Raw genomic sequence first — 25,686 nt, forward strand, 5'->3', positions numbered from 1 at the left:
CACACTCAACCTTTCAAGTAATTCTTTTCAAATACGCCCGGCGGCATCTGGGCGATTTGGAATTCGATCATCTTTTCAAAGGCATGCATAAGCGGTGTAAAGTCTCTCTCGGGTTCAAGCAAACGAAGCGAATGATAACCCGCCTCGACTGTCGATAAGCTATTCTCAGAGGGCGCCTTACGAATGGTGTAATGCCCTTGCAATTGCTTCGGTAATTGCACGGTTGGGAGTGGATGTAAATTGCTAGAAAGCTGCCACATTTTGTACGCTTTTTTCCACGTCCCATCGAGCAAAACCAAACGTATTTTCTTAGATACACTACGGCTCACTTGATTGATTTCAGAGATGCATCGTGACTGTTCCGATGGGTAAAGAACAAAATGTTGATATGATTCATCCGCCAACAAGTGATTTAAGACATCATCACCAGAAAAGTCCTCTCCTATCAGACAAATACAGTTATCTAAACTCAAATTGAGAATCCGTGCCGTACCAAGCGGACGATGTTCTTCACTCGTGTGCTGAAGAATGATAAGTTCTACCTCGCTTGCCAACGGTACAATCCATTGGCAAATACACGCTTTTTGCGATTTTCCACAACGAGAACAATAACGAGACATAGAGTGAACCTTTATACCTTGCTGAGTATTATCAGCGTGATCTGTTTGATACTTCAATTCGAACCAATGGCAAGCCTAACCGAGTGGCACAGCTACAATATACGACATGGCGAATGGTGGCGAATCGTAACAGGAAATCTCACACATACCAACTTTGCGCACTTAGGGATGAACCTGGCAGGATTGTGGATCATTACTTTTATTTTTCGTCCAAGCACTCGCAACTTCCTTATCGTTTTCTCACTCTTGTGCGCATTTGTTGGCGCAATGAATTTGTTTACCAACATGTCGGTGTACGTGGGATTATCTGGCGTACTACACGGACTATTTGGATTCTGGGCACTCAGAGAAGTCTTTGAAAGCAGAAGAAGCAGCTTGTTGTTGGTCGGCGGGCTTATTGCCAAAGTAGCATGGGAGCAGATCTATGGTCCATCAAGCAGCACTGCTGCGCTTATCGGCGCAAACGTTGCTATTGATGCTCATTTATTTGGCGCACTCGGTGGGTTAACAATGGCTCTAATGGAAAAAGGCTTTCGCCGTCGTTTATTCGGTTAAAAAATCCCGAACCACGAAAGAGGGGTTGGTTCGGGAAAGCAGTAATAGGGAAACAGATATTGTTCTGAATTCAGGCTCAATATCTGCAATACATCAAGCTACAGTAAAATGCGGTCTTCGTTTTTCTTGACTGTCGCTTCACCAATGCCTTTTACGCTCTTCAAATCTGCTGCCGTTTTAAAAGGGCCATGCTCCTCGCGGTAGTCTACGATACTCTGCGCTTTCTTCTCACCAATACCTTTCAACATGGTCGCTATTTCTTCAGCAGAGGCCGTGTTGATATTTACGGTAATTTCAATTCCTTCATATTTGTCAGTGGCTGAATCCGCAGCCATGCTAAAAGGCGCAAAAACAAATAAGCACAATGTCAAAATCCATTTCATATTGAACATACAATCTCCAAAATAGTGGGCTAAAACCAGTCACCAGTAGCAAGTCACTATCCAGTTAACAAACCTAGATGACCCGATATTCGCAATGACTGGTATCACTTAAACGCGCACTAATTTAAGTAATGCTTATTGATGATTGAAGTTAATAAAGACAAAAATAAAACGGACCGCTTATGCGGTCCGTTTTAGTTAACATGCAAATTACACTAATTGTGCTTAGTTGCTCACAATAAAGTACTCAATGTCAGTGTTTGCGCGCAGTACAGCTAGCACAGATGATAGGTCTTGCTGAGAAGATGCTCGCTGCATTTGCATCGCAACTTGCTCTTCTAAATCACTATCTAGCTCAGCATTTACAGCATCAAGCTCGATGATAACAATGTTACCTTCAAGATCTTTAGACTGACCATATACTGGCTTACCATCGACTGGTTTTGCCATCGCGAATACCGTTGTTGCCAACGGAGAACGGCGATCTACTGTCTCTTGTTCACCAAATGCAAGGTTGTTTTCAGTAAGCACATCTGTCTTACCTTCTTTCAATGCAGCAACAACCTGTGTACCAAGTTCCATCGCATCTTGCTCACCCTTAACGCGAGATAGCTCTGCAATAACCTGATCTTTCACTTCTTCTAGTGGAAGAACCGTCTCATCACGTGCGTCTTCAACACGAACAACAATAATATGTTCAGGTGCAACTTCGATAGCTTCAGAGTTTAAGCCATCTTCTTTTACTTCTGGGCTAAGGATAGCTTGCATTACCGCAGGGTTACGAAGCACTTCAGGTGCGTCAACTTGAGAAATAAAGTCCGTTGTCTTCACTTCTTGGTTAACTGCTTGAGAAGCGTCATACAATGAGTCTGGGTATTCAAACGCTACGCGCTCAAGCTCGCTTTGTAGCTCGTAGAATTGATCAACTGCTTGTTGGTCAACCATTTCTTGTTTGATTTCAGCGGCAACTTCTTCAAATGGCTTTGCCACAGAGTCTTTTAGCTCTTCAAGCTTGATTATATGGTAACCAAAGTCCGACTTTACTAGACCTGACGTATCGCCTGGATTCTTCAACGCAAATGCCGCTTCTTCAAAAGCAGGGTCCATCACATCACGCTCAATCCAACCTAAATCACCGCCGTTTTCAGCACTGCCAAAATCGTCAGATTTCTCTTGAGCAAGCGTCGCAAAATCTGCTCCCGCATTTAGCTCATCTAGGATAGCCTGCGCTTTTGCTTCATCGTCCCCTTCTACAAGAATATGAGCTACACGACGCTGCTCTTCTGAAGAGTATTTGTTTAAGTGCTCATCGTAGTACTTTTTCACCTCGGCATCAGAAACATTAACTTGCTCCTTTAGCGCTTCAGCAGACAGTTCGATATAAGCGACTTTAACCTGCTCTGGGCGAGTAAAGTTGTCAGGGTTTGCTTTGTAGTACTGTTGAATTTCTTCGTCAGTCAATTCAATGTTTTTCGCAAACTCTGCTAAGTCGATTTTAATCGTGCGAATATCACGAGTTTGAGTAAACAGCTTACCTTCTGCCTGTACTTCACCTGGCAGAATAAATTCACTGTTTTGTAGTGCATTCAGCAGTTGTTCACGAACCAATTCACGACGCATGTACTCAGCAAAAGAGTCTGGCGAAAAGCCTGCACGACGCAGAGAAGCTTGATAGATCTCTTGATCGAACTGACCATTAGATTGGAATTGAGGCATGTCTAGAATCATGCTGCGAACTTGGGTGTCGCTGATTCGCAGACCTAAAGCTTCTGCTTGTTGGTCAAGCAACACGTCATTGATCATTCGATCTAAAACGGATTTGCGGAAAGATTCAACATATGCAGGGTCAGCCAGCATTTGAGAGAAGTAGTCACCCAACTGAGCTTGCATACGGTTACGCTCATTTTGGTATGCCATCTCGAACTCACCACGAGGAATCTCAGTGTTACCGACTTTCGCTGCAGAGTTGTTGTTACCACTAACGATGTAGCTACCCACACCTGCAAATACGAAAGACAGGATGATAAGCCCAAGGATAATTTTGACCGCGATGCTATTCACGCCTTCGCGTAGTCGATCCATCATAATTTAACTGCTCTCCACAATTGAAGCCTACTGCTTCTATCTAATAGAAATAATGGCGCAATAATATCAGAAAAAGAAATGCGCATCAGTATGATGCGCATAATTTAAGAAAGTTCGGCTCGAAGTTTGTAAATTTTTGTTCGAAACTTATTGTTTGAGCAAAAGTTAAGCAAATGGCCGGTTACAGAATTAACGCTGTGATTAGTTACAAGCGTCTTTCAGTGCTTTACCAGCTTTAAAAGCTGGTACTTTTGCTTCTGCGATTTGGATTTCTTCACCAGTTTTTGGGTTACGACCAGTACGTGCAGCACGAGTACGAACGCTGAATGTACCAAAGCCAACTAGAGCAACTTGATCACCAGACTGAAGAGTGCCGCTTACTGCTTCGATGAATGCATCTAGAGCACGACCCGCTGACGCTTTAGAAATGTCCGCATTTTCTGCGATTTGTTCTACTAACTGAGTTTTATTCACTGTAATTTCCCCTTTGTGTCATCTGTGATTATTTTTGTGATGACTTTCGTTCCATTGTTAAGAAAATATGCTCCATCCCTTATTCGTCAAGGGCTGGCAGCTATCGAAACTAACTTAGCGCCCAAAAAAAACGCTGACAAGCCTTTTTAGACTTATCAGCGTAAACTTTTACTTATTTTTGCTGCACATCACTATTTTTGAGACTCAAACTCAACGCCCGTCGGGTCTCGCTCTAGTGCGACTTTCAGTACTTCATCAATCCACTGTACAGGGATGACTTCCAGATCAGCGATAACATTATCAGGAATCTCTTCCAAATCACGCTCGTTGTCTTTTGGAATTAGCACAGTCTTAATGCCGCCACGGTGTGCCGCAAGTAACTTCTCTTTTAGGCCACCGATAGGTAGGACTTCACCACGCAGTGTGATTTCACCCGTCATCGCTACCTCTGCTTTCACAGGATTACCTGTCAGAGCAGAAACCAAGGCAGTACACATTGCAGTACCCGCACTTGGGCCATCTTTTGGCGTCGCGCCTTCAGGTACGTGCACGTGAATATCTTTCTTCTCGTAGAAGTCAGTATTGATACCCAGTTTTTCTGCACGAGAGCGAACTACTGTCATTGCGGCTTGGATAGACTCTTGCATCACGTCACCAAGAGAGCCCGTTTGCGTCAGCTTACCTTTACCTGGCATGGATTGAGTTTCAATCGTTAGCAGGTCGCCACCCACTTCTGTCCAAGCAAGACCTGTCACTTGACCAATTCGGTTACTTTCATCCGCTTTACCGTAATCGAAACGTTGAACACCCAAGTACTCTTTTAGGTTGTCCATCGTTACCGTGACTGACTTGATGTCTTTATCCAGCAAGATGTTCTTCACGGCTTTACGGCAGATCTTAGAGATCTCACGTTCTAAGTTACGTACACCCGCTTCACGAGTGTAATAACGGATGATGCCAATAATTGCAGAGTCTTCAATGATGATCTCATCCGGTTTTAGACCATTGCGCTTAACTTGCTTATCAACAAGGTGACGTTTTGCAATGTTCAGCTTCTCGTCTTCGGTGTAACCAGATAAACGAATAACTTCCATACGGTCTAACAATGGACCTGGAATGTTCATTGAGTTCGAGGTTGCAACGAACATAACGTCAGAAAGGTCGTAATCCACTTCTAAGTAGTGATCGTTGAACGAGTTATTCTGTTCAGGATCAAGTACTTCTAATAGCGCTGATGCCGGATCGCCGCGCATATCTGAAGACATTTTGTCGATTTCGTCCAATAAGAACAATGGGTTCTTCACGCCAACTTTCGACATCTTCTGGATTAATTTACCTGGCAATGAGCCAATGTAAGTACGGCGGTGACCGCGGATTTCTGCTTCATCACGTACACCACCCAGCGCCATACGAACGTACTTACGACCTGTAGCGGAAGCAATTGAACGACCAAGAGACGTTTTACCCACACCTGGAGGACCAACAAGACAAAGGATTGGACCTTTTAACTTATTGATTCGGTTTTGAACCGCCAAGTATTCAAGAATACGCTCTTTTACGCGCTCTAGACCGTAGTGGTCTTCATTAAGAATCTCTTCTGCTTTCGCTAAATTTTTCTTAACTTTTGAGCGTTTAGCCCAAGGCACGCTGACCATCCAATCGATGTAGCTACGAACCACTGTTGCTTCGGCAGACATTGGAGACATCATCTTAAGCTTTTGAAGCTCTTGCTCAGTCTTTTCACGTGCCTCTTGAGGCATTTTTGATTCGTCAATCTTCTTCTGCAGCGTTTCGAACTCGTCTGGTGCGTCTTCCATCTCACCAAGTTCTTTCTGAATCGCTTTCATTTGCTCATTCAGATAGTACTCACGCTGAGATTTTTCCATTTGCTTTTTAACGCGACCACGAATGCGTTTTTCAACTTGCAGCAAGTCGATCTCTGATTCCATCTGACCCATTAGGAATTCCAGACGCTCAGTGACATCAACAATTTCAAGTACTTGCTGCTTATCCACCAGCTTCAACGGCATATGAGCTGCAATGGTATCCGCTAAGCGTGCTGCTTCGTCGATGCCGTTGAGTGAGGTTAGAACTTCTGGTGGAATCTTCTTGTTTAGCTTAATGAAGCCTTCAAACTGATTAATCGCACTGCGAACAATCACTTCTTGCTCACGCTCATCCAATTCTGGCGTAACCACAAATTCCGCTTCCGCTAGGAAGAAGTCACTCTCTTTAAAGTGATTAATTTTCGCACGTTGCTGGCCTTCAACCAGTACTTTTACTGTGCCATCCGGAAGCTTCAGTAGCTGGAGAATGGTGGCTACCGTACCTACTTCAAATAGGTCGTCAACCGTAGGCTCGTCAGTATCAGCTTGCTTTTGTGCCACAAGAAGAACTTGTTTGTTGGTTTCCATCGCCGTTTCTAAACAGCTAATCGATTTCTCACGACCAACAAACAATGGAATAACCATGTGCGGGTAGACCACTACGTCACGTAGAGGTAGTACCGGGATCTCGATACGCTCGGAACGTTCCAAGTTCATATAATTCTCTCTTCCGCTTTCACGTTTACGTATTACTTATCGATTTATATGGGGGCTAATTGTTTGGATTCAATAAGAGAAATAAAAAAAGGAGGTAATTACTTACCTCCTTTTTCATTACGGCTGAATTTATTCTGCTCCAGCGGCCTGATTGTCTGAGTTGCTATAAATAAGCAATGGCTCTGACTCACCATTGATGACGGACTCATCAATCACGACCTTACTTACGTCTGTCGCAGATGGCAGTTCGTACATGGTTTCCAGTAATACGCCTTCAAGAATCGAGCGTAAACCACGAGCACCTGTTTTACGCTCCATTGCTTTCTTAGCGATAGCACGCAGCGCATCTTCTCGGAACTCAAGTTCGGCGTTTTCAAGCTCAAACAATGCTGCGTATTGCTTGGTTAATGCGTTCTTCGGTTCACATAGGATCTGAATCAACGCTTCTTCATCAAGCTCAGTCAGTGTTGTTGTCACAGGAAGACGACCAATGAATTCTGGAATGAGTCCGTACTTCACTAAATCCTCAGGCTCAACCTGAGTAAATAGCTCACCCACGGTCTTAGATTCGTTTTTAGAACGAACTTCAGCACCGAAGCCAATACCTGTACCTGTTGCAACACGCTGCTCAATCACCTTATCTAGGCCAGCAAATGCACCACCACAGATGAACAGGATCTTCGACGTGTCCACTTGTAGGAATTCTTGCTGAGGGTGCTTACGACCACCTTGAGGTGGAACCGATGCAACCGTGCCTTCGATAAGTTTTAGTAGCGCCTGCTGAACACCTTCACCAGATACGTCACGCGTAATAGATGGGTTTTCAGCTTTGCGTGAAATTTTATCAATTTCATCAATGTAAACGATGCCGCGTTCAGCTTTAGCTACATCGTAATCACATTTTTGCAGAAGCTTTTGGATGATGTTTTCAACGTCTTCACCCACATAACCAGCCTCGGTTAGTGTGGTTGCGTCTGCCATTGTAAATGGCACATCCAAGAATCGAGCTAATGTCTCAGCAAGTAGTGTTTTACCGCTACCTGTTGGGCCAATTAGAAGGATGTTACTTTTACCAAGCTCCACACCTTCACTCGTTGTATCACCATTGCGTAAACGCTTGTAGTGGTTATATACCGCAACTGCGAGCACTTTTTTCGCGTAATCTTGCCCGATCACATAGTCATCAAGGTGTTCACGGATCTGTTTTGGCGTTGGTAACGCTTCAGATTCTTTCTTAGGGAGAACATCCTTGATTTCTTCGCGAATAATATCGTTACATAAGTCGACACACTCGTCGCAAATGTACACTGACGGACCTGCGATTAGCTTGCGAACTTCGTGCTGACTTTTGCCGCAGAAAGAACAGTACAGCAATTTACCGCTGCCACTTTCTTTGCTTTTATCTGTCATTCGCTAACCTCTTAGCCTTTACTCTTCATGAATGAGTGTATATCAATTTTTGCCAAAATGCGCTGGCTAATTACTCGCCGCGGTGGCTTAACACTGCATCCACGATACCGTATTCCACAGCCTGCTCTGATGACATGAAGTTATCACGATCAGTATCGCGCTCAATGACTTCAAGAGGTTGGCCAGTATGTTCTGCTAACAACTTGTTTAGCTTCTGCTTAATGGTCAGAATTTCCTGAGCATGGATTTGGATATCAGAAGCTTGACCCTGGAAACCACCCAATGGTTGGTGGATCATTACACGAGAGTTAGGCAGTACGTAACGCTTACCTGGCGCACCACCCGCTAACAGGAAGGCACCCATTGAACATGCTTGACCCATACATACAGTGCTAACATTTGGCTTAATAAACTGCATGGTATCGTAGATAGACATACCAGCTGTTACGCTACCGCCTGGCGAGTTGATGTATAGGAAAATATCTTTATCTGGATTTTCAGATTCTAGGAAAAGTAGCTGAGCCACGACAAGGTTTGCCATGTGGTCTTCCACTTGACCCGTTAAAAAAATCACGCGCTCTTTCAGCAGACGTGAGTAGATGTCGTAAGAGCGTTCGCCGCGGGAAGTTTGTTCAACCACCATTGGTACTAGCGCGTCCATAATTGGCGACATTGCATTTTTTTCTTGGTAGCTCATATTCTTATGTCCCTAAAATAAATGGCCCGGATGATGACTATCATACGGACCATTGTTAGCAGAATAGTTAACGTTAAGTCAACCTTCTACGCAAGATATTGCTTATTAAGCAGCAGGTTGTTGTTGGTTAAGTAGCTCGTTGAAGCCTACTTCTTTCTCAGAAACCTGTGCTTTAGCGATGATCGCGTCGATTGCTTGCTCTTCTAGAGCTACATTGCGCATGTTGTTCATCATTTCTTCGTTTTGCTCGTAGTAAGCAATAACTTCTGATGGATCTTCGTATGCAGTAGCCATTTCTTCAATCAGAGCTTTAACTTTCTCGTCGTCCGCTTTTAGCTCTTCAGACTTGATTACTTCACCTAGTAGAAGACCAACTACTACGCGACGTTTAGCTTGCTCTTCGAACAGCTCACGTGGAAGCTGAGCAGCAGCTTCTGGGTTACCACCGAAGCGTTGTGCAGCTTGTTGACGTAGAACTTGGATTTCTTGCTCGATAAGCGCTGATGGTACGTTGATGTCGTTTTGCTCAACTAGACCGTCAATCGCTTGCTCTTTGATGCGGTTCTTAACAGCTTGCTTAAGCTCGCGTTCCATGTTTTTACGAACTTCAGCTTTAAGTGCTTCAACACCGCCTTCAACAACACCGAACTTAGCAACGAACTCGTCGTTTAGTTCTGGTAGTTCACGAGCTTCAACTTTGTTCACTTTGATTGCGAACTTAGCTGCTTTACCTTTTAGGTTTTCAGCGTGGTAATCTTCTGGGAAAGTCACGTCGATGTCGAATTCCATACCAGCAGTTTTACCTGCGATACCGTCTTCGAAACCAGGAATCATGCGACCAGCGCCCATTTCTAGTGGGAAGTTCTCAGCTTTACCGCCTTCGAATTCTTCACCGTCGATAGAACCAACGAAGTCAATGCTTACGCGTTTGCCATCTTCTGCTGCTTCTTCAACTTCAACCCAAGTAGCTTGTTGCTTACGTAGAGTATCGATCATCTCTTCTACGTCTGCGTCTTTAACTTCAGTTAGCGGTTTTTCAACAGTGATGTTTTCTAGGCCTTTAAGCTCAACTTCTGGGTAAACTTCAAAAGTTGCAGTGAAAACTAGGTCTGAACCTTCTTTGTTTTCTACAGGAGCGAAAGTTGGAGCGCCAGCTGGGTTGATTTTCTCTTTAACGATAGCTTCGATGAAGTGGCGTTGCATAACTTCACCAAGAACGTCTTGACGTACTGCTTTGCCGTACATCTTAGCAACCATTTTTAGAGGCACTTTACCCTTACGGAAACCATCGAAACGACGGTTTTTAGCGATGTTGCGTAGTTCAGCTGTTACAGCGTCTTCGATGTTTGCAGCTGGAACAGTAATGTTTAGACGGCGCTCTAGGCCCTCTAGCGTTTCAACAGTAACTTGCATTATATATAAACCTCTAAAGTGGCTCGGTTTTCCGAGCGTATGAGCGAAACTCAGCGGAGCTTACGCTTCATCCTTGTGTAGTGTTCTGTCCGAACACCTAATTTAAATCGAGTATCGATACTGTTTGTCAGTACCGGACTAATCAGTGATATCTTCGATAAAAATTACCAAAGGTATCTCCTATTAGCCTCAGGACAGAATTTTTAGACGCGACATTCTAGCGATCTGTCGCAACCCTGTCGAGCCAATAGCCACTATGTGGACATTGTCTGCGCTAAATTCTCGAATGCTGACCCATTTTTTCTTCAAAAATGCGATTCAAACACCGTCTAAGTATCGTCAGCATATCTAGAATGGGGACAATAGCGACTTTTTCAAGAGAATAGACCGGTTTTTTTATCGAAAAGCCTAAAAAGAGATCTTGCTCTTGTTTTACTCCACAGAGTTGAAAACTAAATCCCTAATCCTCCCTACAAACTATTAACATTTTCTTACGTGACCAAAGGAAAGGTTTAAGGAGTGTAAGGATGTCGCAAAAAAACCGGATTCTGCTGACTTTTTTTGCCCTCTATTTCCTTTGCGCAATCATAGGTGGTCATTGGGTTTGGCAGACTAGTTATCAATCATTGCTTGATAAACACCAGTCCCAACTTGAGCAATTTTCTAGTCATATTAAAAACAAACTCGATAAATACGCCCATATCCCTAACCTTCTGGCTAAAGATGACCCTCTCCATCAAGCGTTACTGCATCCAAATAACAGTGCCCAACTGGAACTCACCAATCGGTATTTAGAATCCGTTAATGACGTGATTGAAGCGGCAGATACCTATTTAATCGATCAATGGGGTACGACGGTCGCGGCCAGCAACTGGCGTAAAGAGCGATCTTTTATTGGACGAAATTTTGCGTTCCGCCCTTATTTCAAACAAGCAATCGTTGGGGAACGAAGCCAATACTACGCGCTGGGTTCGACTTCGGGTAAGCGTGGCTACTACTATTCTTATCCGATCATATACGCGGGCGGCGTCCTTGGTGTGGTCGTGGTTAAGATGGACTTGAGTAAGATAGAAGACAACTGGCAGCAGCCAAATAGTGTGTTCGTCGCGAGCGATCCGCACGGGATTGTTTTCATGAGCAGCCGAAGTGATTGGCTACTCAAAAGCTTACAACCACTGACTGAGAATGAAAGAAAACAAGTTTGGGCAAGCCGACAATACCTTGATGAGCCAATTGAAACTCTAGGATTGGTGGGCAATGTGGAGGAAACGCATTCTGAGCTAAAACAAGGTTACCCATATAACAAAGGGACCTTGGTGGTCTCTTCGTTGCCCCTACCAGAGCTCAAGCTGACCATCCGTGTACTATCTCCTAAGCAGTCTATCGTCTGGCTCACTATGGGTTACATTTTTGTACTTACTCTTGCATTCACAGTGTTGTTTTTAATTGGCCAGCTCATCTATCACCGTCAACAACGCCACTTACAACTTGAGAGAATTCAACAAGAGGCCAATCAAAAACTTGAATATCAAGTCATGGCTCGCACCGCAGAATTGCAAGCAGAAATCGCCCAGAGAATTGAAACCGAACAAACACTTCTCCTAACGCAAGACGAACTCGTTCAAGCTGCGAAACTAGCAGTATTGGGGCAAATGTCAGCCAGTATCAGTCATGAACTGAATAATCCACTTGCGGCCATTCGCAGCTTTGCTGAAAACGGCAAGCTGTTCCTCCAAAAAGAAAAATATGAGCGAGTGGAAGATAATCTAACTCGCATCTCAGCCCTCACTGATCGTATGGCAAACATCAGTCAGCAGCTTCGTTCTTTCGCTAAAAAAACCAGTGGAAACGAGCTGGCTCAATCTCGTTTGTTTCCAGTAATTGCCTCAGTCAAAGAGCTGATGAAACCCGCACTTAAATCTGCACGTGTCACGCTAGAAACGCAGGTACCAGAGCACGATGTTGAAGTTCAGATCAATATCATTCAACTTGAACAAGTATTGGTTAATTTGCTGACCAATGCGATAGAGGCTCTCAAAGAGCAACAAGACAAACAAGTACAGTTATCCGTAGAGCAAGACGAACATGCCGGTTTGGTTTGGATTCATGTAGATGACAATGGTCCAGGGCTTGGAGATTTCTCACTTTCGGACTTATGTGAGCCTTTCCTAACTACCAAACAAAATGGGTTAGGTTTAGGGCTCTCCATCTCGCAACAAATCTTAGCCAGTATGAACGGAAGATTATGTGCCCAAAATCGAGAACAAGGCGGAGCTCGATTTTCGTTGTGTTTACCTATCGCTCCTAACAACACAGAACAATCAAAAGGATGAGATCATGTGTCAGGTGTTTTTTATTGATGATGAAGCCGATCTTAGACTGGCAATAGAACAAACGTTTGAATTGGCAGATATCGATGCCACATTCTTTCCAGACGCTGAATCTGCCTTACTCGCCATTAAGCAGGGAGCCGAGCCAGGTGTGGTGATTACCGATATTTGCTTACCCGGTATTTCAGGGATGGATTTACTGAATACCCTTGTACGAAAAGACACCCATCTTCCCGTGATTATGATTACTGGTCATGGCGATATCTCCATGGCGGTTAATGCGTTACACCAAGGAGCGTATGATTTTATCGAAAAGCCATTCCCACCAGAGCACCTAGTTGAAACCGTCAAGCGCGCCATTGAGAAGCGCCAATTAACGGTTGAAAACGAGAAGTTACGCCTGTCTCTCAAGGCAAGTAAAACGCTCGGACCTCGTGTTATCGGAGAAACGTCTAGCATTCAAATGTTACGCGAAACCATTGCTCACATCGCCGATACTGATGCAGATATCTTATTGTTTGGCGAGACTGGTACAGGTAAAGAGTTAATCGCCCGCTCTTTGCATGAGCAAAGCTCTCGACGGAACCAAAACTTTGTCGCAGTAAATTGTGGTGCAGTACCAGAGAATTTGATTGAGAGCGAACTCTACGGGCATGAAAAAGGCGCATTTACTGGCGCAGAAAGCCGCCGTATCGGTAAGTTTGAATTTGCTCAAGGCGGTACACTTTTCTTGGATGAAATCGAGTCAATGCCAATCCAAGCCCAAATCCGTTTACTGAGAGTACTGCAAGAGCGTGTGATTGAGCGTGTCGGCTCGAATGAACTCTTGCCCTTAGATATTCGAGTAATTGCCGCAACCAAAGTCGATTTGAAACGCGCTGCTGAAGAGGGAACCTTTCGCCAAGATCTTTACTATCGACTGAATGTGGTTACCTTAGACCTCCCGCCACTGCGTGAACGGAAAGAAGACATCCCTGCCCTCTTCCATCATTTCCTATTGGTAGCGGCTTCACGTTACGGTAAAAGCTCTCCTAGCTTGTCATCCCACGACCTCGCCCAACTGATGAACCATGACTGGCCAGGCAATGTTCGCGAGCTAAGAAATGCAGCAGAGCGTTTCGTGCTATTGGGTAAATTAATTCAGTTAGGAGAATCGACTCCAGTTGCCAAGCCTTCTTCAAGTCTTGCAGAACAAGTAGCAGAGTTCGAGAGAGCAGCCATTGAAGGCGCATTACTGGAAAATAACGGCAGCATTAAACAGACAATGGCGCAATTGAATGTGCCTCGAAAAACTCTGTATGACAAAATGCAACGCTATCAAATAGATAAAGAGCTCTATAAATAAAACGATTCTCAAGGATTGGTATTATATCCAACTTGAATCATAATTTTTAATAACTGATTCATCATGGTTGTTACGGATATGAACGAGAAAGTGAGAATACCGATCATTACAGATACCGTGATGGTAGACGGGCAATATCAAGAAGAGAGACGTTCAGGCGAGGAGCGGCGCAAGAATAAAAAGAAGTGGCGAAGCTACGAGCGGCGAGTCCACCCAGACCCTCGTAGGCCAAGCTACAAACCCATAGACGAAGAGGTGTGAATCATCACACCTCTTTTGTTTTTCTTCAAATATCTGGAGCCATTATTTAGTGATGATTTCTGGCCCCATCAAGGTGGTTGGTAACCAAGTCGATACCCATGGCACGTATGTTACAATAATGAGGAATAGGAACATCACCGCCACCCATGGCAGTGCGGCTTTTACTACATTCATCATCGACATTTTGGCGACACCTGCAGTAACAAACAAGTTGAGCCCAACAGGTGGTGTTATCATACCTATCTCCATATTCACCACCATCATAATACCTAAGTGAATTGGGTCGATCCCCAGTGCTATCGCAATTGGGAACACCAGTGGTGCAACAATGATCAATAAGCCTGATGGCTCCATAAACTGGCCACCAATCAACAGCAATACGTTCACCACAATCAAGAAGGTGATTGGTCCTAAACCAGCTGACATCATTGACTCTGTGATCATTTGCGGGATGCGTTCTTCCGTGAGAACGTGCTTCAAAATTAACGCATTGGCAATAATGAAAAGCAGCATGATGGTGAGTTTACCCGCTTCATACAGCGTGTGTTTGGTGTCTTTATGAACGAAGGTGTGAAAAATTTTGACTAATGCAGGCTTAGTATTTTGCTTATCAGCAAATGGCCCCATGTCTTTGTATACAAAGTTGGCAATAAAGAACGAGTACACAGCAGCAACTGCAGCGGCTTCTGTTGGGGTGAAAATACCGCCATAAATACCACCGAGAATGATCACCACCAGCAACAAGCCCCAGCTTGCATCCTTAGCTGCATCAAACGTCTCTTTCCAACCGACAAATGGTTGTTTTGGCAGGTTCTTAATACGGGCAGCAATATAGATCGCTATCATCAGCATGACGCCAGCCAACAAACCCGGTATCACACCACCGAGGAACATACGTCCAACTGATACATCAGTCGCGGCAGCGTAAACTACCATAACGATAGACGGCGGAATCAAAATCCCTAGCGTACCTGCGTTACAAATTACGCCGGCCGCAAACTCTTTTGAGTAACCGTTTTTGATCATACCTGCGATAACGATGCTACCTATGGCAACAACCGTTGCTGGAGATGAACCTGATAGCGCGGCAAACATCATACACGCGACAACCGAAGCCATCGCTAAACCACCACGGAACCAGCCTACAATAGCAATCGCGAAACGAATGATCCGTTTTGCTACACCACCTGTCGACATAAAGCTTGAAGCTAAAATGAAGAATGGAATTGCTAATAGAGTGTAGTGTCCAGCAAATGCATTAAACAACGTTTGAGCAACAGACGCCAAAGACGCATCCGAATGAATCAAAAGGAAAAGAATACTGGAAAGACCCAGAGAAACTGCGATTGGCACGCCGACGAGCATGAAGCCAATCACCATCAAAAATAGAAATAAGATATCCATGGCTTATTGCTCCTTGCTCTTAGAATTGTCTGAGGCCTTTGGAGCCATAAGATCACCGGCATCACTCATCTCTTCTTGAAGCGCCTCTAGCTCTTCTTCCGCTTCATGCCCTGCAATCAGTCGGTCGAGCTTTCCGGTAGCAATTTGCCATGTTGCCTGAGCAAATCTCAGCGTTAGCAACGCCATACCAAGCGGTAAAGCGAAATAAGGAATAAAACGTGGCAGCTTTTCGTAACGCTCTCCCTCGTTTAACCAATCCGCCATAAACTGAAGCATTTCCGGCATTGGAATATCATCCGTTTCATACCACGCTCGGTCTGTGGCGAACGGATACCAGTAGTTCCAAGAGCCAATTAAAAGCAAAATAGAGAAGGCTAAACAGCATATTGCAGCGAATAACGCCAAGGCTTTTCGTTTGCCCTCTGGCACTATGTTGATAATCACATCAACACCAATATGAAAGTGTTTTTTCACACCGTAAGAAGCGCCGACCAACACCATCCATGCGAACATAAAGACGGTGAGCTCAAGCGCCCAAAGAATATTGTCGTTAAAGACATAACGAAAGATGACATTGGCAAAGGTTAACAAGGTCATGGCACCTAAGAAGAAAGCAATCAAAGTCTCTTCAATGGCATCGGTGATTCGTCCAGCCTTGGCAAAAAAAGTCTGTTCCATAATTACATCACGTCGTCTGTAGGGGAAAAGAGCCCCCTCTAATCGAGAGGGCTAAGCGTGCTAGGCGTTATTATTTTTGGTTAGAAGCCAAAGCGGCTTCAATTAGGTCAGAACCAATGTCTTTTTCAAACTTCTTCCATACTGGCTGAAGTGCAGTGACCCATTCTTGGCGCTGTTCTGGCGTTAACGTGCGAACCACACCACCAGCTTCGATGATGTTGTTTTTGTTCGCCAGGTTCACTTTGGTCGACTCAGCATTACGCTGCGCTGTCACCTCTTGGATGATTGTGTTTAGCTGCTCGCGCTGATCGTCTGGTAAGTTTTTCCAGAAGTCGTTTGACGTCACCACTAGGTAATCCAGAATCCCGTGGTTCGTTTCCGTAATGCCATCTTGAACTTCGAAGAACTTTTTGCCGTAGATGTTTGACCAAGTATTTTCTTGACCATCAATAACCTTAGTTTGCAGGCCACCGTACACTTCTTTGAATGACATTTTTTGCGGGTTTGCGCCTAGCTGTTCAAACTGAGCAACGAGAACGTCCGAAGCTTGAACACGGAACTTAAGCCCTTCAGCATCGGCTGGAGAAATGAGCGGCTTGTTGGCTGACATTTGCTTCATGCCATTATGCCAAAACGCAATACCTTGTAGGCCACGTCGTTTCATTGAGTTTTTCAGCTTTTCACCGGCTTCAGAGTTTTGGAAGCGGTCAACAGCGTCGACATCGTCGAATAAGAAAGGCAGATCGAAAAGGCGGTACTTTTTGGTGAATTTCTCAAACTTAGAAAGAGAAGGTGCAGCGAGTTGAACATCACCATTTAGTAGTGCTTCCAACACCTTATCATCATCGTAAAGCGTTGAGTTCGGAAACACCTGCATACAGACTTTACCGTTCATCTCTTCGTTAACGCGTTTTTCAAGTAACGAAGCCGCAATACCTTTTGGGTGTTTGTCCGCGTTCGTTACATGGCTGAACTTGATGACCGTTTCACCTGGGTCACAATTCGCGGCAGCGTTAAAGCTCGTTACAGCAAGCGCAGAGACAGATAGTAGAGTTAGAGGCTTAAACATTATTATTCTCCTTGTTGAATCACATCCCATCCCGTCCATGAATAACTAGGTATTAGGCGATGGGTACGGATGTTCAACAAAGAGCAATTAATGGACCATGTTAAAATTCATATATATTTCAATAATTTAACAAAGCCCATCAACATGAACACAGAGTATAACGAGTGAATTCCACCCAAGAAAAAGATTCAAATGGGTGGGAAATGACCCATTTATGAAGAACAGCTTATCTCCATTTTCTTCCCCCATTCTGGTGGCAATTTCGCGTAATCATCAAACTCGGGTTGCTCATCAAATGGGCGCTTTAACAGTTCGGCCAATCGGTGTAATTCGCTAAAGTCCCCTTCTTCCGCTTTATCAATCGCCAACTGAGCCAAGTAGTTACGCAAGATGTATTTGGGATTGGCTTGACGCATCTTTTCGCAACGCTGTTCGGCTGAAATCAGGCCCCCTAGTTCATCAACCTCTAGCTCACATCGAGCTAAGTACAGATCAAGCCAAGCTCGCGCAGCTTCTCGGTCGAGAAACAAGTCGATTACGGCTTGAGAAGAATCAGTATCAAGATTTGAAAGCGTTCTAAAGAAGCGAGTGTAATCCGTTTTATTTTGGTGAAGGAGCTCAAACATTGCTTCAAATAAACGTCCATCTTCCGCGATCTTGGTTTTTAAACCCAACTTCTCACGCATTAGGCGGCTGAACTGCTGACTCAACCGGACTTCAAATTGACTCAACGACGCTTCTGAATCTTCTCGCTCAACGAGTGGCGATAGCGCATGCGCGAGTGCTGATAGGTTCCAAAGCGCAATTCTTGGCTGTTGGTCAAATGCATAACGGCCTTGGTAGTCGGAATGATTACAAATATATCCCGGCTCATAATCATCAAGAAAACCAAACGGGCCGTAATCAAACGTTTGACCAAGGATCGACATGTTGTCGGTGTTCATTACCCCATGAGCAAACCCATACGCTTGCCAATAAGCAATCATGTCCGCTGTTTTCTGAACAATTTCACCAAACATTGCAGCGTATGGCTTCTCTGCCGATGCACAATCAGCAAAGTGCCACTCGATCACTTTGTCCGCCAGTAACTTCTGCTCTGCCAATTGATTGGTATAGAAAAAATGCTCGAAATGGCCAAAACGCACGTGGGTCTCCGCCATACGAATCAACATTGCGCCGAATTCTGTTTTCTCGCGATAAACCGGCGTGTCACTGACCATCATGCCAAGAGCACGGGTCGTCGGGATCCCAAGCCCTGCCATGGCTTCACTACATAGATACTCACGAACGGTTGAGCGCAACACCGCCCTGCCGTCCCCCGTTCGCGAGTAGGGGGTTAGCCCCGCGCCTTTAAGGTGAATATCAAACCAAGTGCCATCTTGATGCTCAATTTCCGCCAACAGCAATCCACGTCCATCGCCCAAGTCTGGGTTGTAAACGCCAAACTGATGTCCTGCGTATTTCATCGCCAGAGGGCGAAACGGTTCGAATTCGCTTTGCCCAGAAAAAACCGCCAATAGCTCATCGCTTTGCTCTGCTGGTAAACCAAACTGCTGCGCAAACTCACCATTCCAAGCTACCCAACGAGTGTTATCCAAGGGTTGCGGCTCGACCAAAGTATAGAAAGCTGACGGTAATTGACTAAAGCGATGGGTGAAACTGACCCGTTGCCAAATGGACATGTGGGGTTCCTTAATAAAAAGAAGTACTGCTGTCAGTATACGTGTGAACGTCACTGTCATTCAGCCATGAAATGGGCATGGGTATTTTGCGTGAATAACGCGAAGGCGGTAGGAAGGTATTAACCCGCTGCATACCACCTCACAAACGGAAGTGGCATGTAAAAGCGATCAAATGATTAAGCGGAAAACTCTTCACCCGTTTTTGGTGGCTCTGATGGTGTATCAAAACGAGCGCGTTCAATATCCACGACCGTTTTATAGCTCAACGATAACAAAGCCAACTGGTACGCACCGAAAATACCATAAGCAACACCCACAAGACTCAGCATGAAGAGGTTAGTAAAGTGACTAAAGATAAGCTGACTGAGCAATCCCGCGCCCAATGGAATTAAGCCCATCAAAATGAATACTTGTTTGTTGTATGGTCTGCTTTGGTTCCACGAACGACGCAAGCTGCGCGGCTGATGATCCATTGCGGTCGCTGGCAACACGAACGACCAGCGCGCCATCACCCAATAGCCCGGAATGCTTGCAACCGTTGTGATAAACGCCATGGCGACAAAATCAGGTTCACCACTTTCTGCAATATAGAGAAACGACAACACAAAGATTGGGATACCAATGACGAGCATCATCATCAACCCAAATAATATCCACCAGCCAATGAAACGGAATTCTCTGGCTGACAAGCGAAATACATCCAACGCTGAGTGCATGTAATCGCCAACCAAATAAACTCGGTGTACACGCACAGCCGCCATCGCGGCAACAAGTGGGTATAAAATGATTGTGACGAAATAAAATCCCGCGATGTTTCCTTCTTGAGCGTTCGCTTGATCTTGCCCCGTCATTTCAGGATACATAAACACAAAAATTGAGTGCACGATGATCAATGGAATACAAGCAATGACAATTGCGAGTAGGTTCCTTCTGACCATCACTGCTGCTTCTCGGCATATTGCCGAAACAGAAAAGTCCTCGGTTGACATACAACATCCTTAATTTATAAAAATCTGCCCATAGGGTAACCGCTGAATAGAAAAATCGCTTTAAAAATAATGAGAAACACATCTCATAAGATAATGAGAGGTACTAGGAAGCAAAACGGGTACAAAAATAAGCCACTCAATGTGAGTGGCTTATAACGTAATTCGATATCGTTTTAGACGCGGCGTCGCCAGCCCAATGCAACAAGTAACATCAGAGCCCAATAAGAAACACTGCCACTACCTTCAGAGTTCTTGAATGTCGTTGTTTTCAAGGAAGCGACAACCGTAACGGTCACTTCACCTATTGCGGTAGCACCGTTGCCATCTGAAACCGTGTATTGCAGCTTGATGTTATCAACCGCACTATCCGGAGCTTGAAAACGAATTTTACCATTCTCTACACTCGCACTTCCCACGCCCGTTAGGTTCTGTACGCTTTCTACAACCAGTTTATCGCCATTCACATCCGAATCATTGCCAGCAGCATCAATCACAATGCTTTCACCAACGGCAACGGTCGCCGTATCTGCTAACGTGACTGGCGCTGCGTTTTGCATGGTTAAATTGACGGTAGCACTGGAGGTTTCATTACTTGGATCAGTAACAGTTAGACGGAATGTCAGAACCTCACCCGCTTTTATACCTTGAGGCACTGTAAAGCTTGCCGTAGCACTGGTCGAATTTCCGATAGAAACTGAAGTACCAGCCAATTGCTCCCATCGGTAGTTCAACACATCGCCATCCGCATCTGTGCTGTTTGCCGCCGACAATGTTACTTTCTGTCCAGCAGTAATCTTTTGGCTATCCACATCGATGAGCGCTTTTGGTGCTTCATTACTACCAAGTACTTCGACCTGCACGCTCACAACCGAAGACGAATACACGCCGTCCGTAGACAGCAAACGATATTGGAAGCTGTCCAAACCAACGAAGTTAGCTTCAGGTTGGTATTGGTTGCCAGAAATGGTGCCGTGCTCAGGCTTCTGCACAATGTCCACATTGAACTGATATCCTATGGCCATGAAATCATTGTCCATCAGGTTCAGATCGATTGGCGTATTCTTATCGGTTTGCAGTGAATCAGCTTTCGCTTCAACAATGTTGTTCGCCTCCACATTCAAGAGTGCTGCGAACGGAACATAAGAGAATCCGGCTTGCTCTAAACCAAACGTACCTATCTCGTTGTAATTACCAGTCCACATTACAGGCAGGGATGATTTTTCAGTTTTTAGTAAGCGGCCAAAGTCAAAGTTCGATTCAAATTCACCGCCTTCTAATTCCACTACTAACAGGTGCTGACCCGCACTTAATTGGCTTGGTTGAGGGAATAAAATTCGGGATGGCTTTTGGAAGCTACCTTGCTGTAAAAGTTCAGCATTGTTCTGATCCAATATTAATCGGTAGCCCACGTTACCTGAGAATGGGAATCGCCATACTCGATAAGTCATGTCACTTTGAGCGCTATCGCTTTGCGCGTAAAGTTGAAGACCATCGAGCTTTGTCTCAGCATTCAAATCCAATGATACCGCCAGAGTGTTACTGCCACTTGCGTACACATAACCTTGGTGAAGAGAGTTCAACCATGCCGATTTATTTGGCTCGTTTATATGCTCAAGAGAAAAACTGCCGCCGTTGGTATTGCTGGCAATGTTGGAAATACGAACCCCAGTATCAAACCCGGCGATCGCTCTCAGACCTGGGGTCGATGTATCTGAAATGACATTGCCACCATTAGGATACAAATCGCCGGCATCACTGCTTCCATCATGTTCTAACTCATTCAGACCATCGGCCTGCATGATTTGAACCTGCATCGCGCCAACATCGTTAAAGCGATTCTGGACATTAACCGACGTCGCTAGTATGCCTTCTGCCGCCAATGCTCGGTCGTAACCGCTAAAGGTACGGTTTTCCAAATAAACGCGTGGGCCAAACTCTTTCAAGTATGGGTCGAGATACACCAGTTTGACATCGTCGTTGTTCACGGAAATAGGCATCGGGCTTTCATGAGTGATCGTTGGTACTACGAAACCAGCGGCGTGTTTGCTCCACGCACTCATGTTCACTGGCGTGTCTCCTGCGTATGAGTCTCCCGGTTTCTGTGCCCATGAACCACCGCCCATCACGCCCCAAGAACCGATCGAGGCATCACTGTTCCTTGCGTACAAATCCGGCAAGCCAAGCATTAAATGGCCAAGCTCATGTACGATCACGCCTAACGTCGCTTGATGATCAACTTGGTAGTCAGCAAACACACAATAATCGGCAATTTTTTTGCCATCTAGTGTCACATAGTCGTGAGAGAATTTATGAGGCCAAATAGAAGGACGATCAAGGAATCCGGTTGAACGGTCGCCACCCGCAAAAATAAACATAACTGAGAGTTCTGACGGTTCTACGGTACCATTTTGATTGCTGTCGTAAGCCGAAAGATTAAAGTACGGATCCAGTTTTTGATACGCTTCGGTGAAGACCGCATTCAACTTGGCAGTACAAGTCTTGTCAGTTGAGCTAGAGTGGCAATTTGGGTGGCTTTGCGCCACGGTCACATTGATCACACCATCATTCGCGGTACCATAACTCTCAATCGCAGGGACAACTTTGAATTTCCCTTGAGAGTTTTTATCAAAATAATCGATAACGCTTTGGCCATCGGTATTAAACACACGTTGTTCGAAGTCATGCACCATCGCTTGATCATCAAAGGAGACTTGCACAACCAACAGTGGTTGCTGCTTCACCGATGAGCTACTCATCGCCTGATAACCTTGCGCCGAACGCAATAGATTTTGGCGCGCCATCGGTTCAATGGTTTTTAGAGAAGATAACTGCGGCTTAACTTGTAGATCCGGGCGAAACTTCGCCGATTCAGGCGCATCACTCGATTGAGTTTTAGCAACACCCGTCGAGCGTAACGTTGGGATGTCTGACTCGCGCTGAATCTGTGCAAAAAACCAAATGCCATCTTCATGAACCAAGGCATTACCTTGTTTATCTTCAAACCAGTGGAAATCGGCAGTGCCGCGTAAAATTGCCTCACTAGAGGTACCATCGCTCAACGCAATAGTATGCCAAACTGGTGATGGCGGAGTAGTTGCCATGCTCTTACCTGCAAGAAGCGCAGTTAGCATAGTCAAGGCGAGTGTGTTGAATTTCAAAGTACGGCTCCATCTTTTCGATTCGTTTAATACCAAGCACAGCCAGTACACAGTAACCCATAAACATAGAATGAGGTTGAGTGGCTAACGACTAAGGCTGGTATCAATTCGCTCAGATAACACAATATTATTTAACATCACGTTACAAAAGCGTCGGATGCCCAAATACTTTTGTAAGTGTGGCTTCCGAGGGTATAAATTGAGTGAATGAATAGTATCGAAACAAAAGGAAGAAGAAATAAACTTCTGAGACTTTGTAGATAAAATTGGGCAACGTCCCACATATTTTATAAATGTACGAGCACTGCTATTAATCAGTGCTCGTTATGGTCGGTGGGGTGCAGATAAACGCTACTTTAACCTGTAAGAACGGCGTCTTCTGGGTATTTGATTAAGGTAGGCTCAGGGCGGGCCAACATGTAGGCAAGCGTGAGAGGCCCGATACGACCAATGATCATCACCACGATCATAATGTACTTGCCAGGTTCAGAAAGCTCTGCCGTCAAACCAGCGGTAAGTCCTACCGTCGCAAATGCGGAAATGGTTTCAAACATGACCTTATCAAAGCTTGCCTTCTCTGTGAGCATCAATAAAAACATCGCGCTTGTCAGAATGGCGCCGCTCACAACGATAATGGCGAGTGACTTAGTCACGGTTTGCCAGTTTACGGTTCGTTTAAACATAACCACATGTTTCTTTTGGCGCAAAAAGGTCCACGTAGCCATGAACGCAACGGCAAATGTGGAAACCTTAATGCCGCCCCCCGTTGAGGTGGACCCAGCACCAATCAACATCAGAACAATCATGATCAATAAAGCTGGCTGGGTAAACTGCGCCAAGTCGACACTGTTGAACCCGGCCGTCCGAGCACTAGCGGATTGGAAGAATGCCGCCAACCATTGACCAGCCAAAGGTAACGATTCCATTGTATTTGGATTACTCCGCTCGAGTAACCAAAACATCACCGTCCCAACAAAGAGCAATATCGGTGTCGCGATAAGCATGATTTTGGTATGAAGATGCAAAAAGTGGAAACCTTTACGCCAGTTCAGCCAGATGTCTCCGACAACAGTAAAACCAAGCCCACCAAAAATGAATAACCCGGCCAGGGTAAAGATGACCAGCTGGTCATTCACAAAGCTCATCATACTGTCTGAAAACAGAGCAAACCCTGCGTTGTTAAACGCAGAAATCGCATGAAATAACGCGTAAAACATGCCAGTTTGCCAGCCCATTTCAGGAACCCAACGAACGGAAAGGAAAATAAACCCAATAGATTCTGCGACAAGCGCAAAAATCACAATCCGCTTCACCAGTCGGTTTAAATTGACCTGTCGGTCTTGCCCTAGCGCTTCTTTCGCTAACGCCTGCTGGCGTAAGCTTAAACGCACACCAAACATATAGAGTAAAACCGCCGACAACGTCATCTGCCCCAATCCACCGATTTGCATTAAAAACATCAGCAAGATTTTCCCGGCTAACGTAAAGTGTTGCCCGGTATCGACAACACCAAGCCCTGTCACACTGATGGCGGATGTTGCGGTAAACAAAGCGTCCGTTATCGAAAGGCCTGTAACAGAAAAAACTGGCAAGGTTAACAGCACGGCAGAAGGCAGCAACACACCGAGAAAACTCAGCAATATAATCCGCGGCTCGTTACCCTTTGCTTTTTCTCGTTTACCATCTGGCGCGTAAAAAACGCCTTTTTGATGAAACTGCGTCATAGTGATTTTAATTTATTTGCCAGCGCATCTTGCGGGCCAACCACAATAATGAGATCGCCAATTTCCAGCTTGGTATTAAGGTCTGGCGCCTTGGTAATTTCTGGGCCCCGTTTAAACCCGAGTACTTGCACACCGTCGACTTTGCACAGTGCTAGGTCACTTAATGTCTTACTCATCCAACGAGATCCAATCACAAACTCCGTCATGGCTAAGCCACTACCTAAAGGGTGGAACTCAAGAACCCGTTTATCGAGCATTTTACGCGCGACACGTATCCCCATGTCACGTTCAGGCATGATAATGTGGTCCGCACCAATCTTTTGCAGGACACGCGCTTGAAATCGATCGTTGGCTTTAACCCATACTGACTTCACTCCCGCTTCTTTGGCGATCAGTGTGGCGAGAATACTAGCGTTAACGTCCGCTCCGATAGCAATCATCACCATATCGTAATCATCAAGCTTAAGCTCAGCAACCGTCTCTTCGTGAGTACAATTAGCCACAATTGCCTGACTAACAAAACTGGCAGCTTCTTTAACTCTGTCTTCGTTGATATCAACCGCTAAAACTTGAGCTCCTGAATCTTGTAGCTCTTTACATACTGCCAAACCAAATCGGCCAAGACCAATAACGGCGAATTGCTTATCACCTGTTTTCATTTATGCCTCATCTTATGCATTCACTAGCAAGCAAAAAAGTCTGCGCCCATTCCTAACCTTGTGCAAACCTGAGGACAGAGAATTGACAAAAGCTTTACGAAAGCTGACTCACTTTGAGTGTTAAGCGTATGACATAAATTAACTTTTTTCCTCATTACGGCATAAAAGCCAACACTGTCAACCCATGAGTGAATCTCCCTAAAACGC

20 protein-coding genes and 1 pseudogene are annotated in these 25,686 nt (G+C 45.1%); 4 read left to right on the plus strand and 17 right to left on the minus strand.

What is annotated here, in order from left to right:
• Positions 1–5 precede the first annotated feature (5 nt).
• Positions 6–620, minus strand: a complete 615-nt coding sequence (locus F7Y48_RS02875; protein WP_047009479.1) for a tRNA-uridine aminocarboxypropyltransferase — start codon at positions 618–620, stop codon at positions 6–8.
• Between the two features lie 3 nt (positions 621–623).
• Between F7Y48_RS02875 and rrtA the strand changes: the two genes are divergently transcribed.
• Complete coding sequence (gene rrtA / locus F7Y48_RS02880; protein WP_005390532.1) at positions 624–1,175, plus strand: rhombosortase; 552 nt, start codon at positions 624–626, stop codon at positions 1,173–1,175.
• Positions 1,176–1,273: 98 nt separating this feature from the next.
• Here the strand turns inward: rrtA and F7Y48_RS02885 are convergent, their stop codons facing one another.
• From F7Y48_RS02885 to F7Y48_RS02920, 8 genes and pseudogenes are all read right to left on the minus strand, one after another.
• Positions 1,274–1,558 carry a ComEA family DNA-binding protein gene (locus F7Y48_RS02885; RefSeq protein WP_031780151.1) on the minus strand — a complete coding sequence of 95 codons (285 nt, stop codon included), beginning with the start codon at positions 1,556–1,558 and terminating at the stop codon, positions 1,274–1,276.
• A 225-nt stretch (positions 1,559–1,783) separates the two neighbouring features.
• Positions 1,784–3,643 carry a peptidylprolyl isomerase gene (gene ppiD / locus F7Y48_RS02890; protein ID WP_012842021.1) on the minus strand — a complete coding sequence of 620 codons (1,860 nt, stop codon included), beginning with the start codon at positions 3,641–3,643 and terminating at the stop codon, positions 1,784–1,786.
• A 201-nt stretch (positions 3,644–3,844) separates the two neighbouring features.
• Positions 3,845–4,117, minus strand: coding sequence for an HU family DNA-binding protein (locus F7Y48_RS02895; protein WP_005382341.1), 273 nt, complete (start codon positions 4,115–4,117; stop codon positions 3,845–3,847).
• Positions 4,118–4,308: 191 nt separating this feature from the next.
• Complete coding sequence (gene lon, locus F7Y48_RS02900; protein WP_005390529.1) at positions 4,309–6,660, minus strand: endopeptidase La; 2,352 nt, start codon at positions 6,658–6,660, stop codon at positions 4,309–4,311.
• A 129-nt stretch (positions 6,661–6,789) separates the two neighbouring features.
• Positions 6,790–8,070: an ATP-dependent protease ATP-binding subunit ClpX gene (clpX, locus tag F7Y48_RS02905; RefSeq protein WP_005390528.1), complete on the minus strand. Its 1,281-nt coding sequence runs from the start codon at positions 8,068–8,070 to the stop codon at positions 6,790–6,792.
• A gap of 70 nt (positions 8,071–8,140) precedes the next feature.
• Positions 8,141–8,767 (minus strand): ATP-dependent Clp endopeptidase proteolytic subunit ClpP, encoded by a 627-nt coding sequence (clpP, locus tag F7Y48_RS02910; protein WP_005382347.1) that lies wholly within the window; start codon positions 8,765–8,767, stop codon positions 8,141–8,143.
• A 105-nt stretch (positions 8,768–8,872) separates the two neighbouring features.
• Entirely contained in the window at positions 8,873–10,180 is a 1,308-nt protein-coding gene (gene tig, locus F7Y48_RS02915) for a trigger factor (RefSeq protein WP_005390526.1), read from the minus strand.
• Between the two features lie 274 nt (positions 10,181–10,454).
• A pseudogene (locus F7Y48_RS02920) lies at positions 10,455–10,667 on the minus strand (hypothetical protein).
• A 40-nt stretch (positions 10,668–10,707) separates the two neighbouring features.
• On the opposite strand from F7Y48_RS02920, the gene F7Y48_RS02925 reads away from it, so the two are divergent.
• From F7Y48_RS02925 to F7Y48_RS02935, 3 genes are all read left to right on the plus strand, one after another.
• Complete coding sequence (locus F7Y48_RS02925; RefSeq protein ID WP_316680919.1) at positions 10,708–12,513, plus strand: ATP-binding protein; 1,806 nt, start codon at positions 10,708–10,710, stop codon at positions 12,511–12,513.
• Between the two features lie 4 nt (positions 12,514–12,517).
• Positions 12,518–13,855 carry a sigma-54-dependent transcriptional regulator gene (locus F7Y48_RS02930; protein ID WP_005390512.1) on the plus strand — a complete coding sequence of 446 codons (1,338 nt, stop codon included), beginning with the start codon at positions 12,518–12,520 and terminating at the stop codon, positions 13,853–13,855.
• 78 nt (positions 13,856–13,933) lie between these two features.
• Positions 13,934–14,116, plus strand: a complete 183-nt coding sequence (locus F7Y48_RS02935; protein WP_041853050.1) for a hypothetical protein — start codon at positions 13,934–13,936, stop codon at positions 14,114–14,116.
• A 42-nt stretch (positions 14,117–14,158) separates the two neighbouring features.
• On the opposite strand, the gene F7Y48_RS02940 is transcribed toward F7Y48_RS02935, so the two are convergent.
• The 8 genes from F7Y48_RS02940 to F7Y48_RS02975 form a co-directional block, all read right to left on the minus strand.
• Entirely contained in the window at positions 14,159–15,520 is a 1,362-nt protein-coding gene (locus F7Y48_RS02940; RefSeq protein WP_005390510.1) for a TRAP transporter large permease, read from the minus strand.
• A gap of 3 nt (positions 15,521–15,523) precedes the next feature.
• Entirely contained in the window at positions 15,524–16,198 is a 675-nt protein-coding gene (locus F7Y48_RS02945) for a TRAP transporter small permease (protein WP_005390505.1), read from the minus strand.
• A 70-nt stretch (positions 16,199–16,268) separates the two neighbouring features.
• Complete coding sequence (locus F7Y48_RS02950) at positions 16,269–17,267, minus strand: TRAP transporter substrate-binding protein (RefSeq protein WP_005390503.1); 999 nt, start codon at positions 17,265–17,267, stop codon at positions 16,269–16,271.
• 212 nt (positions 17,268–17,479) lie between these two features.
• Complete coding sequence (locus F7Y48_RS02955; protein WP_316680922.1) at positions 17,480–18,949, minus strand: protein adenylyltransferase SelO; 1,470 nt, start codon at positions 18,947–18,949, stop codon at positions 17,480–17,482.
• Positions 18,950–19,125: 176 nt separating this feature from the next.
• On the minus strand, positions 19,126–19,938 hold the full coding sequence (locus F7Y48_RS02960; protein WP_316680923.1) for a sugar transporter: 813 nt from the start codon (positions 19,936–19,938) through the stop codon (positions 19,126–19,128).
• Between the two features lie 173 nt (positions 19,939–20,111).
• Positions 20,112–23,096, minus strand: a complete 2,985-nt coding sequence (locus tag F7Y48_RS02965; protein WP_316680925.1) for a M6 family metalloprotease domain-containing protein — start codon at positions 23,094–23,096, stop codon at positions 20,112–20,114.
• Between the two features lie 356 nt (positions 23,097–23,452).
• On the minus strand, positions 23,453–24,820 hold the full coding sequence (locus tag F7Y48_RS02970) for a TrkH family potassium uptake protein (RefSeq protein ID WP_316680927.1): 1,368 nt from the start codon (positions 24,818–24,820) through the stop codon (positions 23,453–23,455).
• Entirely contained in the window at positions 24,817–25,479 is a 663-nt protein-coding gene (locus tag F7Y48_RS02975) for a potassium channel family protein (protein ID WP_074191034.1), read from the minus strand. Before F7Y48_RS02975 ends, F7Y48_RS02970 begins: the two co-directional genes overlap by 4 nt.
• Between the last annotated feature and the right edge of the window lie 207 nt (positions 25,480–25,686).

This window comes from Vibrio sp. 2-1-2a, assembly GCF_032648565.1.
GTDB classification, from domain to species: Bacteria; Pseudomonadota; Gammaproteobacteria; order Enterobacterales; family Vibrionaceae; genus Vibrio; species Vibrio diabolicus.

Coding starts and splice junctions, on each gene's coding strand:
- tig (WP_005390526.1), bottom strand. CDS start 10,180: ATGCAAGTTACTGTTGAAACGCTAGAGGGCCTAGAGCGCCGTCTAAAC.
- F7Y48_RS02955 (WP_316680922.1), bottom strand. CDS start 18,949: ATGTCCATTTGGCAACGGGTCAGTTTCACCCATCGCTTTAGTCAATTA.
- F7Y48_RS02950 (WP_005390503.1), bottom strand. CDS start 17,267: ATGTTTAAGCCTCTAACTCTACTATCTGTCTCTGCGCTTGCTGTAACG.
- F7Y48_RS02935 (WP_041853050.1), top strand. CDS start 13,934: ATGAACGAGAAAGTGAGAATACCGATCATTACAGATACCGTGATGGTA.
- F7Y48_RS02930 (WP_005390512.1), top strand. CDS start 12,518: ATGTGTCAGGTGTTTTTTATTGATGATGAAGCCGATCTTAGACTGGCA.
- clpX (WP_005390528.1), bottom strand. CDS start 8,070: ATGACAGATAAAAGCAAAGAAAGTGGCAGCGGTAAATTGCTGTACTGT.
- F7Y48_RS02875 (WP_047009479.1), bottom strand. CDS start 620: ATGTCTCGTTATTGTTCTCGTTGTGGAAAATCGCAAAAAGCGTGTATT.
- F7Y48_RS02970 (WP_316680927.1), bottom strand. CDS start 24,820: ATGACGCAGTTTCATCAAAAAGGCGTTTTTTACGCGCCAGATGGTAAA.
- lon (WP_005390529.1), bottom strand. CDS start 6,660: ATGAACTTGGAACGTTCCGAGCGTATCGAGATCCCGGTACTACCTCTA.
- F7Y48_RS02885 (WP_031780151.1), bottom strand. CDS start 1,558: ATGAAATGGATTTTGACATTGTGCTTATTTGTTTTTGCGCCTTTTAGC.
- F7Y48_RS02940 (WP_005390510.1), bottom strand. CDS start 15,520: ATGGATATCTTATTTCTATTTTTGATGGTGATTGGCTTCATGCTCGTC.
- F7Y48_RS02925 (WP_316680919.1), top strand. CDS start 10,708: ATGTCGCAAAAAAACCGGATTCTGCTGACTTTTTTTGCCCTCTATTTC.
- ppiD (WP_012842021.1), bottom strand. CDS start 3,643: ATGATGGATCGACTACGCGAAGGCGTGAATAGCATCGCGGTCAAAATT.
- F7Y48_RS02960 (WP_316680923.1), bottom strand. CDS start 19,938: ATGTCAACCGAGGACTTTTCTGTTTCGGCAATATGCCGAGAAGCAGCA.
- clpP (WP_005382347.1), bottom strand. CDS start 8,767: ATGAGCTACCAAGAAAAAAATGCAATGTCGCCAATTATGGACGCGCTA.
- F7Y48_RS02975 (WP_074191034.1), bottom strand. CDS start 25,479: ATGAAAACAGGTGATAAGCAATTCGCCGTTATTGGTCTTGGCCGATTT.
- F7Y48_RS02945 (WP_005390505.1), bottom strand. CDS start 16,198: ATGGAACAGACTTTTTTTGCCAAGGCTGGACGAATCACCGATGCCATT.